This window comes from Shigella sp. SIG3 (assembly GCF_053555855.1).
In genome coordinates this window covers 1-12835 of the sequence record NZ_JBQZXE010000108.1, presented here as the reverse complement: position 1 = coordinate 12835, position 12835 = coordinate 1, and the positions used below count along the sequence as shown (strand labels likewise).

The 12835-nt window shown below is 50.7% G+C and carries 16 protein-coding genes and 2 pseudogenes; 5 read left to right on the top strand and 13 right to left on the bottom strand.

Features of this window, described 5'->3' with window-relative positions; genetic code table 11:
- The coding region (locus ACUU1I_RS16340) for an IS1 family transposase (RefSeq protein WP_305765447.1) at positions 1-75 on the bottom strand (75 nt) is incomplete at its 3' end.
- A gap of 50 nt (positions 76-125) precedes the next feature.
- On the opposite strand from ACUU1I_RS16340, the pseudogene torD reads away from it, so the two are divergent.
- Positions 126-548, top strand: a pseudogene (gene torD / locus ACUU1I_RS16335) (molecular chaperone TorD); the annotation flags it as partial.
- Between the two features lie 92 nt (positions 549-640).
- Here the strand turns inward: torD and cbpM are convergent.
- Together cbpM and cbpA are read right to left on the bottom strand one after the other, a co-directional pair.
- Entirely contained in the window at positions 641-946 is a 306-nt protein-coding gene (gene cbpM, locus ACUU1I_RS16330) for a chaperone modulator CbpM (protein ID WP_000024560.1), read from the bottom strand.
- Positions 946-1866: a curved DNA-binding protein gene (cbpA, locus tag ACUU1I_RS16325; RefSeq protein WP_000420613.1), complete on the bottom strand. Its 921-nt coding sequence runs from the start codon at positions 1864-1866 to the stop codon at positions 946-948. Before cbpA ends, cbpM begins: the two co-directional genes overlap by 1 nt.
- Before the next feature lie 260 nt (positions 1867-2126).
- Between cbpA and ACUU1I_RS16320 the strand changes: the two genes are divergently transcribed.
- Together ACUU1I_RS16320 and agp are read left to right on the top strand one after the other, a co-directional pair.
- Positions 2127-3383, top strand: a complete 1257-nt coding sequence (locus ACUU1I_RS16320) for a YccE family protein (RefSeq protein ID WP_000535372.1) — start codon at positions 2127-2129, stop codon at positions 3381-3383.
- Positions 3384-3675: 292 nt separating this feature from the next.
- Entirely contained in the window at positions 3676-4917 is a 1242-nt protein-coding gene (gene agp / locus ACUU1I_RS16315) for a bifunctional glucose-1-phosphatase/inositol phosphatase (protein ID WP_001044290.1), read from the top strand.
- Positions 4918-4954: 37 nt separating this feature from the next.
- Here the strand turns inward: agp and ACUU1I_RS16310 are convergent, their stop codons facing one another.
- Together ACUU1I_RS16310 and wrbA are read right to left on the bottom strand one after the other, a co-directional pair.
- Complete coding sequence (locus ACUU1I_RS16310; RefSeq protein ID WP_001143120.1) at positions 4955-5182, bottom strand: YccJ family protein; 228 nt, start codon at positions 5180-5182, stop codon at positions 4955-4957.
- Positions 5183-5202: 20 nt separating this feature from the next.
- On the bottom strand, positions 5203-5799 hold the full coding sequence (gene wrbA / locus ACUU1I_RS16305; RefSeq protein WP_001151437.1) for an NAD(P)H:quinone oxidoreductase: 597 nt from the start codon (positions 5797-5799) through the stop codon (positions 5203-5205).
- 372 nt (positions 5800-6171) lie between these two features.
- On the opposite strand from wrbA, the gene ACUU1I_RS16300 reads away from it, so the two are divergent.
- Positions 6172-6279 carry a con-10 family general stress protein gene (locus ACUU1I_RS16300; RefSeq protein ID WP_001273654.1) on the top strand — a complete coding sequence of 36 codons (108 nt, stop codon included), beginning with the start codon at positions 6172-6174 and terminating at the stop codon, positions 6277-6279.
- Positions 6280-6360: 81 nt separating this feature from the next.
- Here the strand turns inward: ACUU1I_RS16300 and rutG are convergent, their stop codons facing one another.
- Genes rutG through rutA form a run of 7 tightly spaced genes read right to left on the bottom strand, consistent with a single transcriptional unit; the run spans position 6361 to position 11804 of the window.
- Complete coding sequence (gene rutG / locus ACUU1I_RS16295) at positions 6361-7689, bottom strand: pyrimidine utilization transport protein G (RefSeq protein ID WP_005074298.1); 1329 nt, start codon at positions 7687-7689, stop codon at positions 6361-6363.
- Between the two features lie 20 nt (positions 7690-7709).
- Complete coding sequence (gene rutF, locus ACUU1I_RS16290) at positions 7710-8204, bottom strand: NADH-dependent FMN reductase RutF (RefSeq protein ID WP_001028096.1); 495 nt, start codon at positions 8202-8204, stop codon at positions 7710-7712.
- 10 nt (positions 8205-8214) lie between these two features.
- The gene (locus ACUU1I_RS16285; protein ID WP_001001200.1) at positions 8215-8805 is read right to left on the bottom strand and encodes a malonic semialdehyde reductase; all 591 of its coding nucleotides are present in this window, start codon (positions 8803-8805) and stop codon (positions 8215-8217) included.
- Between the two features lie 9 nt (positions 8806-8814).
- Entirely contained in the window at positions 8815-9615 is an 801-nt protein-coding gene (gene rutD, locus ACUU1I_RS16280) for a pyrimidine utilization protein D (protein WP_000777657.1), read from the bottom strand.
- 7 nt (positions 9616-9622) lie between these two features.
- Positions 9623-10009, bottom strand: coding sequence for a 3-aminoacrylate deaminase (rutC, locus tag ACUU1I_RS16275; protein WP_001126768.1), 387 nt, complete (start codon positions 10007-10009; stop codon positions 9623-9625).
- An 11-nt stretch (positions 10010-10020) separates the two neighbouring features.
- On the bottom strand, positions 10021-10713 hold the full coding sequence (gene rutB / locus ACUU1I_RS16270; protein WP_005115208.1) for a peroxyureidoacrylate/ureidoacrylate amidohydrolase RutB: 693 nt from the start codon (positions 10711-10713) through the stop codon (positions 10021-10023).
- Positions 10713-11804, bottom strand: coding sequence for a pyrimidine utilization protein A (gene rutA / locus ACUU1I_RS16265; protein ID WP_005067486.1), 1092 nt, complete (start codon positions 11802-11804; stop codon positions 10713-10715). The genes rutB and rutA overlap by 1 nt, the downstream gene beginning before the upstream one ends.
- 287 nt (positions 11805-12091) lie before the next feature.
- Here rutA and rutR point away from each other — a divergent pair, with 287 nt between their 5' ends.
- Positions 12092-12730 (top strand): HTH-type transcriptional regulator RutR, encoded by a 639-nt coding sequence (rutR, locus tag ACUU1I_RS16260; protein ID WP_000191701.1) that lies wholly within the window; start codon positions 12092-12094, stop codon positions 12728-12730.
- A gap of 39 nt (positions 12731-12769) precedes the next feature.
- On the opposite strand, the pseudogene ACUU1I_RS16255 reads toward rutR, so the two are convergent.
- Positions 12770-12835 (bottom strand): annotated as a pseudogene (locus tag ACUU1I_RS16255) (hypothetical protein); the annotation flags it as partial.

The window sequence follows — 12835 nt, the reverse complement described above, 5'->3', positions numbered from 1 at the left end:
GGCAGTGCTTTTGCCGTTACGCACCACGCCTTCAGTAGCGGAGCAGGAAGGACATCTGATGGAAATGGAAGCCACGCAAGTACCTTAAAATCACCATCATACACTAAATCAGTAAGTTGGCAGCATTACCTGCCACGCTGACAGTACGTGACGATGCCCGTCTGGAACTGGCCGCTGACTTTTGCGGCCTGTTTCTGATGACCGACAAACAAGCGGCGCTGCCGTATGCATCGGCCTACAAACAGGACGAGCAAGAGATTAAACGCTTGTTAGTTGAGGCAGGGATGGAAACCAGTGGCAATTTCAACGAACCGGCAGATCATCTGGCGATCTATCTCGAGTTGTTGAGTTATCTGCATTTTTCGCTGGGAGAGGGGACCGTTCCTGCGCGAAGAATCGACAGTTTGCGGCAAAAAATACTGACGGCGCTACGGCAATGGTTACCAGAGTTTGCTGCGCGTTGTCGACAGTATGACAGCTTTGGTTTTTACGCGGCACTAAGCCAGTTATTGCTGGTGTTAGTGGAGTGCGACCACCAAAACAGATAACGTCGTTTATGCGCCTGAAAAGACGCGTTTAGCGTCGCATCAGGCATTATGGCGCAGTTGCCGGATGCGTCATCACATCCGGCAAACACACATCACGGATGAGCTACAAACCGGGAAAGCCGCTGGCGTAGCAGGCGGTTTTCCTGCTTCAGGTGCGCAATATCATCCATTAACGTCAGCGCCACCGCGATCCCCGGCCAGTCCAGAGCCAGTTCATGACGCAGGCGTACCGCGCGTTGCACCACAATGGCGGCATGGTCGTCAAATACCCAGGTTGTTTCCTGGATCTCACGCGGTTCAACCACCCCCAAACCGACAATTTCATTCAACTCCTCTTCAGAGATGCCGGTATGCAGGCAAAATTCGGTAATAGTAAAAGTCACCGTAACATTAGCCATTATGCTTTCCCCCAATCTTTACGTGGATCAAAAGACGACTGGGCGTCTGCCAGTTGCTGCCACAGCGCGGCAGTGTTTTCATCCGGTTTCGGCGGCATCACGATTTTCAGTACCGCATACAGATCGCCGGTCTGTTTTTTGCTCACCAGACCTTTGCCTTTAACGCGCAATCGTTGCCCGGCCTGGCTGCCTGGCGGGATAGTCAGCAAAATGCTTTCTTTCAGTGTTGGAACGGTGACTTTAGTACCCAGCGCCGCTTCCCACGGGCTAACCGGCACCACAATTTCCAGATCCTGGCCGACAATATCGAACAGCGGATGTGGCGCAATATGAATCACCAGCCACAAATCGCCATTTGGACCGCCGTTTTCGCCCGGCGTCCCCTGGCCTTTCAGGCGGATGCGTTGACCATTGCCGACGCCTGCCGGGATCTTCACATTCAGCGTTTTCGGGATTTCCTGTTCGATCATGCCAAAGGCGTTATAAACCGGCAGGTTATAGCTGATGGTACGCTTATGCTCAGTAAGCGTTTCTTCGAAGAATACCGCCACTTCGATTTCAATATCGTGGCCGCGTGCGGCGGGGCGTTGACGGCTCTGGCGGGCATGCTGACCGAAAATTGACGAGAAGATATCGTCAAAATCTTCGGCATTAAAACTCTGACCGTCGCCATGATGGAACTGACGGTTAAATTGCGGATCGTTGCGATGTTGCCACATCTGATCATACTCAGCGCGACGTTGTTCATCACTTAACACTTCCCAGGCTTCAGCGACCTCTTTGAAGCGGGCTTCGGCATCCGGTTCTTTGCTGACATCAGGATGGTATTTACGGGCCAGTCGACGATAGGCGGTCTTGATTGTCTTGAGATCGTCCGTCGGTTTCACGCCCATGATGGCGTAATAATCCTTTAATTCCATAGCGTTATCTCGCGTAAATCAACACAAATTGAAGGAACCCCTGTAAGGTAACTCCTATAAGTGTAGGGTAATCCTCAAAATTTCATATGCCAACACAGAATATGTTATTGAAATCATCGCGGAGAGGAGGTCGCCATCAAGATGGGTTGCTGAACATATTTTAAACAGGTGAAAAAGGGTGAGCGATTTTTGATAGTTGAACCAGGCACTTTAAGTTTAACTAGGGCGTCATTATTTATTAAATTTTATAGACGCTATATATGGGTAGTAATATACATGGAATGAGTTGCACTGCAAATAATTATTTGAAACAGGCCTGGAACGATATAAAAAATGAGTACGAAAAAAATCAAACATATTCAATCACGCTTTTTGAAAACACACTGGTGTGTTTTATGCGGTTGTACAATGAACTCAGACGTAAAGTAAATGAAGAGGATACTCCATGTCTGGAATGTGAATCACTAGAAAAAGAATTTGAGGAAATGCAGAATGATAATGATCTATCATTATTTATGAGAACATTGCGTACTAATGATACACAAATTTATTCAGGGGTTTCAGGAGGTATTACATATACTATACAATATGTTCAAGATGTTGATATTGTTAGAGTGTCCTTGCCGGGCAGAGGTTCAGAGTCTATCACAGATTTTAAAGGTTATTATTGGTATGGCTTTATGGAATATATCGAAAACATTAATGCGTGTGATGATGTTTTTTCTGAGTATTGTTTAGATGATGAAAATATGAGTATCCAGCCAGAACAGATAAATATGCCGAGAATATCTGATTTAGATACTGGTATTGATTTGTCTGGCATATCTTTTATTCAGAGTGAAATTAATAAAACATATGGATTAAAATACGCTCCAGTAGATGGCGATGGATATTGTCTGTTAAGAGCCATACTGGTTTTAAAAGAACATGAGTATTCATGGGCGCTGGGCAGCCATAAGACGCAAAAGCAAGTATACGAAGAGTTTATTAAAATTGTTGATAAACAAACGATCGAGGCTCTTGTTGATACGGCATTCTATAATCTCAGGGAAGATGTAAAGACATTATTTGGCGTTGATCTGCAATCTGACAACAAAATTCAGGGTGTGGGTAGTTTTATGTCATGGAGCTTTCTGTTTTTTAAAAAACAATTCATTGATAGTTGCTTGAATGACAAAAAATGCATACTGCATTTACCCGAGTTTATATTTAATGATAACAAGAATTTGCTTGCTTTAGATACCGACACGTCGGATAGGATTAAAGCGGTGAAGAATTTTCTTGCTGTTCTTTCAGATAGCATTTGCTCATTATTTATTGTTAATAGTAATGTGGCATCAATCTCCTTGGGAAATGAATCCTTTTCAACAGATGAAGATCTTGAGTATGGTTATTTAATAAACACTGGCAATCATTATGATGTTTACCTCCCTCCTGAACTTTTTTCTCAGGCTTATAAGTTAAAAAATAAGGAAATGAATGCGCAACTTGACTATTTAAATCGTTATGCAACTTAATGGCAAAGGCATATGCTAAAAACCATTGTTATTAGTCTCACACTTTTTTATTGGTAAATATTGTCTCTGTATTGGTAACGCCGCAGATATTCTGTTTAGCCACAGGTGCAATTATCAGCGGCGTACGCGAGGCAGGGGCTAATCAGGCATAGTTTGCGTCAAACCTTGCCTGTTTTTGAAGATGTATATAGAAAAACAGGCGTTCAACAAGCCATTTTGCGAACCTGTTCCCGGAAAAAAGTCATATTTCTGTCACACTCTTTAATGATTGATAACAAAAGAGGTGCCAGGAATGAACAAAACGCTAATCGCCGCAACTGTGGCAGGGATAGTTTTACTCGCTTCAAATGCTCAGGCACAAACCGTACCGGAAGGCTATCAGCTACAGCAAGTGCTCATGATGAGCCGCCATAACTTACGTGCGCCGCTGGCGAACAATGGCAGTGTGCTGGAGCAGTCGACGCCGAATAAATGGCCCGAATGGGACGTCCCCGGTGGGCAACTCACCACCAAAGGTGGCGTGCTCGAAGTGTATATGGGCCATTACATGCGTGAATGGCTGGCAGAGCAGGGGATAGTGAAATCGGGGGAATGCCCGCCGCCGGACACCGTTTATGCCTATGCCAATAGTCTGCAACGTACCGTCGCTACCGCCCAGTTCTTTATTACTGGTGCATTCCCTGGGTGTGATATTCCTGTGCATCACCAGGAAAAAATGGGCACTATGGACCCAACCTTTAACCCGATGATCACCGATGATTCCGCCGCATTCAGTGAACAGGCGGTGGCGGCAATGGAGAAAGAGCTCAGCAAACTCCAGCTTACCGACAGCTACCAGCTACTGGAAAAAATCGTTAACTATAAAGATTCCCCTGCCTGTAAAGAGAAACAACAGTGTTCGCTGGTGGATGGCAAAAATACCTTTAGCGCCAAGTATCAACAAGAACCAGGTGTTTCCGGGCCGCTGAAAGTCGGCAACTCGCTGGTAGATGCGTTTACTTTGCAATACTACGAAGGTTTTCCGATGGATCAGGTGGCCTGGGGAGAAATCAAATCTGACCAGCAGTGGAAGGTATTGTCGAAGCTGAAAAACGGTTACCAGGACAGTCTGTTTACCTCACCGGAAGTGGCGCGCAATGTTGCGAAACCGCTGGTCAGTTATATCGACAAAGCCCTGGTCACCGATCGCGCCAGTGCTCCGAAAATCACGGTGTTAGTTGGGCACGACTCCAACATAGCCTCTCTGTTAACGGCGCTGGATTTCAAACCGTATCAGTTGCATGACCAGAACGAACGCACGCCGATTGGCGGCAAAATCGTTTTCCAGCGTTGGCATGACAGCAAAGCCAATCGCGATTTGATGAAAATTGAATATGTGTACCAGAGTGCGGAACAGTTACGTAATGCCGATGCGTTAACCCTGCAGGCACCTGCGCAGCGCGTGACGCTGGAATTAAGCGGTTGCCCGATAGATGCCAACGGTTTCTGCCCGATGGATAAGTTTGATAGCGTGTTGAATGAGGCGGTGAAATAACAGAAAACTCCCCCGCGAGAAGCGGGGGAGTCGCTGGTTAAACGTTTTTACGTTCGATGGTCTGTTCGCCCCAAAAAAGCGAATCTTTATCGGTCTTAGCAAAGGCTTTGACTAACACTTCATCACTACCTTCTTCCCAAATCTTTTCTGCCATTTTTTCGTCGTACCCGGCGACTTCGAAAATGGCCTCGGCTATTTCCGGCGACGTATTGCGCAGAGATGCCCATTCACCGACGTGATGAGCTTTCGCTTCTTGAGTTGGCATGCGTATCCTCCTGTTGAAGATTAGCCGTTAAGTTTAACTGCCAGACCTGCGACATATTCCCCTTGATAACGAGCAATAGACAGTTCTTCCTGGCTTGGCTGGCGTGAGCCGTCACCGCCTGCGATGGTGGTTGCGCCGTACGGCGTACCGCCGCGAACCTGTGAAACGTCAAATAATTCCTGCGCTGCGTAGCCAATGGGGACAATCACCATGCCGTGATGCGCAAGGGTCGTCCAGGTGGATGTGATGGTTTGTTCCTGACCGCCGCCAGTACCGGTGGAACTAAAGACGCTCGCCAGTTTTCCGTATAGTGCGCCGGAAGCCCACAGGCCGCCCGTCTGGTCGAGGAAGGTACGCATTTGACCGGACATGTTGCCAAAGCGGGTAGGTGTACCAAAAATAATGGCGTCGTAATCGGCCAGTTCTTGCGGGGTTGCAACCGGTGCAGTTTGCGTTTTACCGCCTGCTTTTTCAAATAATTGCGGCGGCATGGTTTCCGGTACACGCTTAACGACAACTTCTGCACCATCCACTTTGCTTGCACCCTCAGCGACTGCGCGTGCCATCGTTTCAATATGTCCGTACATGGAATAATAAAGCACCAGAACTTTAGCCATTTCTAACCACTCCTCGTGTTATCTCTATTCCGTAGCGATTCGCTACCACTTATTTAAAGATAAGACGTCCTTTTCAGAGTGCAAATTTCACAACCACTTATTTGATTTATAACAACTTTCACAAGCACGTAATTTTGTCGCAAAATGACACATTTTTATCTCATCGCGTTTTTTTAATCATAAGAGCGGCTTATGGATAATTATTGGAGATGATATCTATTCTCGCTAAGAAGCTGTTGCAGGATATTACCAAACGCGGGTCTGCCCGCGTCAGTTCACTAAGCTTAGTCCCACGTAGCGAAAATATGGCAGCCGCCATACGCCGCGTTAATTCTATGCAATATGATGTCTATACCCAGACGGAGGTCAGTAATGGCAAACCATCGAGGCGGTTCCGGCAATTTTGCAGAAGACCGCGAAAGAGCATCAGAAGCAGGTAAAAAAGGTGGCAAGAGCAGTCACGGCAAAAGCGACAACTAGCCGGGCTAATCAATGACGAATGCATTTTTTTCTTAAGCTCGTCAAAAAGTCATCACCGCCGGTAACCCGGCGGTTTTCTGTTTATGGCTCCTGATGAACAACTTCTGGCGGTGGAACGTCAACCAACCTTCTGCTTAATAACGCATTGAGTAAAATCGCGCCAAAGGTTGCTGTACCGATCCCTCCCAACGTAAAACCGCCAAGCGTGAGAGCAAAATCACCCGCGCCCAGAACGAAGGTTACTGCGACCATAATCAAATTACCGTTCTGGCTTAAATCGACACGGTTTTGTACCCATATCCTTGCGCCTGCGACGGCAATCAGCCCGAACACAACAATTGATGCACCACCAATCACCGCGGCCGGAATGGTATGGATCAGCGCGCCAAATTTCGGCGAAAAGCCCAACAGCATAGCGATGACGGCAGCTGCAACAAACACCAGCGTCGAGTAGACTTTTGTCACGGCCATCACACCGATATTTTCAGCATAGGTGGTGACGCCGCTACCGCCGACAGAGCCGGAAAGCATCGTTGCCAGACCATCACCGACGAATGCTCGCCCCATATACGGGTCCATATTGCGTCCGGTCATCCCGGCGACCGCCTTGAGATGACCTAAGTTTTCCGCCACCAGAATCACCGCCACGGGCGCAATCAACATCATCGCCTGGCCATTAAAACCAGGAGTGGAAAAATGCGGCAGACCGAACCAGGCAGCATAGCTGACGAGAGTAAAATCGACGGCTTTTCCCAGCCCTAAAACGTTGGTCATCACGCCATACAGCAGACAGGCGACAATTAATCCTACGAGAATCAATAACCGCTGGATCATGCCACGGGTAAACACCGCCACCAGCCCAATACACAGCACCGTCATTACCGCCATCCAGCTATCAAAGGCCGAAGCCGATACACTTTTCACTGCGATAGGCGCTAAGTTCAGGCCAATCGCCATCACCACCGCACCCGTCACCACCGGCGGCATTAGTCGTTCAATCCAGCGTGTACCAATTTTCATCACCACCAGGCCAATGACGGTATAAACCAGCCCACAGGCGATAATCCCGCCCAGCGCGATGCTGATATTCGGGTTAATGCCCTGACCGTTAAAGCCCGTCGCGGCAATCACCACGCCGACAAAAGCCGCGCTGGAGCCGAGATAACTGGGGACGCGCCCGCCGGTAATAAAGAAAAACAGTAACGTGCCGATCCCCGACATTAAAATGGAAAGATTGGGATCCAGCCCCATCAGAATCGGCATTAACACCGTCGCGCCAAACATCGCCACCGCGTGTTGAACGCCCATTACTGCCGTCTGAGCAAACGGCAATCGTTCATCCGGCGCGACCACGCCGCTCTCTGTAGAGGTCGATTTTAACTGCCAGTGAGGAAAACCGAACATTGCCATCAGCTGTCTCCTTAAGGAGGTTAACAAGCAGGGCGCATCAGCGCGTGATAACTGCGATCGAACCACACCAGCCCGTAGGGTGTGGTGTGACGATGAATCGCTTCGATGGCGCAAAACAGAATGTCGTGGGTGCCGACGCTCACCACCTGGCTGATACGGCAGTCAAACGAAACCAGAGCCTCTTCCAGTTGCGGGCATCCGGTCACACCCGTCTGCCAGCGGGCGGCGGCAAAGCGGTGTTCCATGGGCGTTTTGCCGCCAAAAAGATTTGAAAGCGGCTCCTGCCCGGCGCTCAGTGTATTTACACACAGCGTTCGATTTTCATTGAATACCGGCCAGACGGACGCCCCACGATTCAGGCACACCAGTAATGTGGGCGGCGTGTCGGTCACGCTGCAGACGGCGCTGGCGGTGAACCCGGCGCGCCCGGCTGGACCGTCCGTGGTGATGATATTGACCGCCGCGCCCATACAGGACATCGCATCGCGAAAGGTTTGTTGATCAACTATGTTCATAGTTTGCTCCTTACAACAGCCCGCAGGCTTCTTCAAAGGACAGACGTGGCAGGCGCGCAAAAAGTTTGCTGCTATCGCCATAGCCGATATTAATCAGCAGATTGCTCTTCAGCGTGCTGCCCGCAAAAAAGGCGTCGTCAACGTGTTGACGGTCAAAACCCGACATCGGGCCGGTATCCAGTCCCAGCGCACGGCAAGCGACGATCAGATAGGCCGCCTGCATGGAACTGTTGCGAAACGCTGTTTCTTCGGCAAGTTGTGGGCTGGAGGTAAACCAACTGCGGGCATCACCGTGGGGAAACAGTAGTGGTAACCGTTCATAAAATTCACTGTCCCAAGCGACGATAGCGGTGACGGGCGCGGTCAGGGTTTTTTGCAGATTGCCGCTGGAAAGCGCCGGGCGCAGACGTTCTTTTCCTTCTGCAGTGCGGATAAACACGATCCGTGCCGGAGAACAGTTAGCTGATGTCGGCCCCCATTTCATCAGGGCATAAAGCTCCTGTAACGTCTCATCGCTGACGGGTGTCTCCCGCCAGCCGTTGTGAGTGCGGGCATCGGTGAACAGGGTGCTAAGCACACCTGGGCTAACGGCTTCGTTCATAGCAATTCCTTACAGGGCGGCTTCACGGTGATGTAACAGGCTGGCAAGCCCGTTGAGTAACAGAGCATTAAACGTTTCGGGATCGGTCACGTTGCAGGCGTGTCCGCCATAGGGCATCACCATTTTCTGGCTATCGGGCAGGGCGGCATGAAGTTCACTGGAACATGCTGTTGGCACCAGCAGATCATCACTGGCGCAGATGATTTGCACCGGGCAGCGGATGCGATCCGCATGGTGACTAAAGTCAGCGCGTTTGAGGGCGTTAAGTCGACGTAGTAAATTATTTTTGCCCTGAAAATGCGCCAGTGCCAGCGCGTCTTCTGCCTCCAGGCGAGGTGCGCGGACCGCCATCCAGTCGGCGGGATAGAGGAACAACGGCTGCGCTTCCACCCATGCTTGCGCGCCGCCGCTATACAGTAATCGTTCGCGAACCTGAAAACAGCGGCGCGTATGGGCGTTTATTCGTAGCCAGCCGTTAACGCTGACCAGCATAGTTACCGACGCGGGATAATCCAGCGCCAGCTGCATCCCCACCAGCGCACCGAGCGCATGGCCGACCACCGCGTAACGCTCAATCCCTGCGGCTACCAGCGCCTGATGCAGTTCCGCTGCCATCTGGGCGATACTGTAATCTTCTGCCAGTGTGTCGGGATTATTGCCGGTGCCGCGCTGGTCGTAACAGACTACCTGATACTCCTGCTCCAGCACCGCCAGTTGCGGTAACCAGTAACTGCCGCTACCGCCAAGACCCGAAATCAACACCACTACGGGTGCATCAGCATAAGGGGGAGGTGAGAGTGAAAGTTTCATCGCGGCCTCACTTGGCGATATGCGCAATTGTGGCGATTTCCACCAGCGCGTCAGGTTTTACCAGTCCGCACTGAATGTAGAATCGCGCCGGTTTATCACCCGGAAAAAACTCGGCGTAGATTTCGTTAATCGCGGCGTAATTTTTCCAGTCGGTAATAAAGATGCTGTTGAAGGTCACATCCGCCATCGTGCCACCCGCCGTCTCGATCACCTTGCGGATAGTTTCCAGAACGTGGCGGGTTTGCGCCTTTGGGTCATCGGCAAACAGCACGTTATTATGTTGATCAAAAGCCAGCGTACCGGAGACATACACCAAGCCATCAGCCAGCGTGCCGGGAACGAAGGGGGCCAGCGGTGCGCTGCTGCCAGCGGGAATAATTACGGATTTTGGCATCGTTAAACTCCTTAAGCGATACGAGCAAAGGACGTGGGAGAAAGCGTGTCGCAGAACGTTTCGACGTCGCTGACCCAGCCAAAAAAGGTTTCGATATTGAACAACGCGGCTTTCTGTGCAAATTCCGGCCCCGCCTGGTGTGTTGCGTCTTCCAGCACCACGCCGAAATGCTCCAGAAAAAAGCCATCGCGTAGCGTCGATTCGACGCAGACGTTGGTAGCGATACCGGTGAAAACCAGATGGTGTATTCCACGGCTGCGCAAAATGCTGTCCAGCGGCGTATTGAAGAAACCGCTGTAGCGCGGCTTCGGCAGCACAATATCGCCAGGCTGCGGCACCAGTTCATCCACCAGTTGATAATCCCAGGAGCCTTTCGCCAGCAATTTCCCCTGCAGCTGCGGCTGCTTACGCATGGTTTTCAGGGCGTTCGATTTATGAAAATTCGGTGAGCCGGGGCCGCCAGCCTCGACATACTGTTCATCCCAGCCATTTTGAAACCAGATGATCAACATCCCTGCCGCTCGCGCTGCGGTCACAGCGGTTTGAATGTTGGCAATGACCGGGCGAGTGGTTGAGACATCAAACCCGGCGAGATCTAAGTAGTCGCCTGGCGTGGCATAAGCGTTTTGCATATCCACCACGATCTGCGCACTTTGCTGCGGATCGAAGGTAATGGCTTCCGGTCGAGCGGTTAAGGTTGTCATCATGCCACCTCCTGAGTCAGCGCAGAGAGATGGGCGCGGCACTGCATCAGTGGTTGAATGCGCTCGCCGAAGGTTTCGATTCCCGACAGAAAATCATCGAAGGTCAACAGCACGCCTTCTGCACCAGGCACGCTTGCGACTTCATCTAACATGCGCGCGACACTGGCGTAAGAACCGACTAACGTCCCCATATTGATGTTTACCGCCGAAGTGGGATCGGCCATCTGACGAACGTTGGTGTCAGTACCGGAGCGGGTATCTTTCTGACTTTGTTCGGTTAGCCAGCTTAACGCCTCTTCATCCGCGCCCGCTTTGTAGTGTTCCCATTTGGCGCGAGTGGCATCGTCGGTTTCATCGGCAATCACCATAAACAACACATAAGAGCCAACGTCGCGTCCGGTTTGCTCTGCGGCCTGTTTCATCCGCGCAGCGGTCGGGGCGAAAGCCGTGGGTGTATTTACGCCTTTGCCGAAACAGAAGTTGAAATCGGCATACTGGGCGGAGAACGCCATGCCAGCGTCGCTTTGCCCGGCGCAGATCACTTTCATGGGGATACTCGGTTGCGGACTGACGCGACAATCATTCATGGTGAAAAAATCGCCTTTAAAATCGCTTTTCCCCGTGCCCCACAGGTCGCGCAGCACCTGAACATATTCGGTGAGATAGTCGTAACGACGGGAGAAATAGTCATCGCCAGGCCAGATACCCATCTGCTCATACTCGGGCTTTTGCCAGCCAGTCACGAGGTTGACGCCAAAACGCCCGCCAGAGATGGAGTCGATGGTTGCGGCCATACGGGCGACGATTGCCGGAGGTAACGTTAAGGTGGCAGCAGTGGCGTAAATCTGAATGCGCGAGGTCACGGCTGCCAGACCCGCCATCAAGGTGAACGACTCAAGGTTGTGATCCCAGAACTCAGTTTTGCCGCCAAAGCCACGCAGTTTGATCATCGACAGGGCGAAATCGAAATGGTAATGCTCCGCTTTTTGCACAATGGCTTTATTCAGTTCAAAGGTCGGCATGTACTGCGGCGCGTGGGTCGAAATGAGCCAGCCGTTGTTGCCAATAGGTACGAATACGCCAATTTTCATCATCAACCTCTCTTCGTCTCGTAAAGTGAAAGTCAGACGGGGCGCTGCATCCTGCATATCCTTTTCAGCCGCGTATTGGCTTGTTTGCAAAGCGGATGCCAGTTTTTAAAAAGTGAATGTTATTAATGTGTTAGCATTGTGTTATCTAAAATATCTGGTAAAAAGTGGACTAAACGGTCAAAACAGTTGCACATAAAACATGCATCCGTGCGCGATGAGAGTGCAGAAGGTCGAGGCCGGGCGGGGGTTTTGCTATCCTGTTACCAATCTACAAGAGGGGAGAGCGCATGACGCAAGGCGCAGTGAAAACAACGGGTAAACGTTCGCGCGCAGTAAGCGCGAAGAAAAAAGCGATTCTTAGCGCAGCACTGGACACTTTTTCACAATTCGGTTTTCACGGCACAAGGCTGGAGCAGATCGCAGAGTTGGCGGGTGTTTCAAAAACCAATCTGCTGTATTACTTCCCGTCAAAAGAGGCGCTGTATATTGCCGTGCTGCGGCAGATTCTCGATATCTGGCTGGCACCGTTAAAAGCGTTTCGTGAAGATTTCGCCCCGCTGGCGGCGATAAAAGAGTACATCCGTCTGAAGCTGGAAGTCTCACGCGATTATCCGCAGGCTTCGCGCCTGTTCTGTATGGAGATGCTGGCAGGCGCGCCGTTGTTAATGGATGAACTGACGGGCGATTTGAAGGCATTAATTGATGAGAAATCGGCGCTGATTGCCGGTTGGGTCAAAAGCGGCAAACTCGCGCCGATTGATCCGCAGCATTTGATTTTTATGATTTGGGCTTCCACTCAACATTACGCCGATTTCGCCCCTCAGGTGGAGGCGGTGACAGGCGCGACGTTGCGCGATGAGGTATTTTTCAATCAAACGGTTGAAAACGTGCAGCGGATTATTATTGAGGGGATTCGACCACGTTAAAGATGCCGGAGGAGGTTGTAACATCCTCCGGCTACCTGTTTAACCGATCGTCATTAAACTGGCGTTACCGCCAGCGGCAGCGGTATTCACACTCAGCGAACGTTC

Excerpts from the sequence above, each read along its gene's own strand:
- rutD (WP_000777657.1), bottom strand. The coding sequence starts at position 9,615 with ATGAAACTTTCACTCTCACCTCCCCCTTATGCTGATGCACCCGTAGTG.
- rutR (WP_000191701.1), top strand. The coding sequence starts at position 12,092 with ATGACGCAAGGCGCAGTGAAAACAACGGGTAAACGTTCGCGCGCAGTA.
- ACUU1I_RS16285 (WP_001001200.1), bottom strand. The coding sequence starts at position 8,805 with ATGAACGAAGCCGTTAGCCCAGGTGTGCTTAGCACCCTGTTCACCGAT.
- rutB (WP_005115208.1), bottom strand. The coding sequence starts at position 10,713 with ATGACAACCTTAACCGCTCGACCGGAAGCCATTACCTTCGATCCGCAG.
- rutG (WP_005074298.1), bottom strand. The coding sequence starts at position 7,689 with ATGGCAATGTTCGGTTTTCCTCACTGGCAGTTAAAATCGACCTCTACA.
- ACUU1I_RS16300 (WP_001273654.1), top strand. The coding sequence starts at position 6,172 with ATGGCAAACCATCGAGGCGGTTCCGGCAATTTTGCAGAAGACCGCGAA.
- rutC (WP_001126768.1), bottom strand. The coding sequence starts at position 10,009 with ATGCCAAAATCCGTAATTATTCCCGCTGGCAGCAGCGCACCGCTGGCC.
- cbpA (WP_000420613.1), bottom strand. The coding sequence starts at position 1,866 with ATGGAATTAAAGGATTATTACGCCATCATGGGCGTGAAACCGACGGAC.
- wrbA (WP_001151437.1), bottom strand. The coding sequence starts at position 5,799 with ATGGCTAAAGTTCTGGTGCTTTATTATTCCATGTACGGACATATTGAA.
- ACUU1I_RS16310 (WP_001143120.1), bottom strand. The coding sequence starts at position 5,182 with ATGCCAACTCAAGAAGCGAAAGCTCATCACGTCGGTGAATGGGCATCT.
- cbpM (WP_000024560.1), bottom strand. The coding sequence starts at position 946 with ATGGCTAATGTTACGGTGACTTTTACTATTACCGAATTTTGCCTGCAT.
- agp (WP_001044290.1), top strand. The coding sequence starts at position 3,676 with ATGAACAAAACGCTAATCGCCGCAACTGTGGCAGGGATAGTTTTACTC.
- ACUU1I_RS16320 (WP_000535372.1), top strand. The coding sequence starts at position 2,127 with ATGGGTAGTAATATACATGGAATGAGTTGCACTGCAAATAATTATTTG.
- rutA (WP_005067486.1), bottom strand. The coding sequence starts at position 11,804 with ATGAAAATTGGCGTATTCGTACCTATTGGCAACAACGGCTGGCTCATT.
- rutF (WP_001028096.1), bottom strand. The coding sequence starts at position 8,204 with ATGAACATAGTTGATCAACAAACCTTTCGCGATGCGATGTCCTGTATG.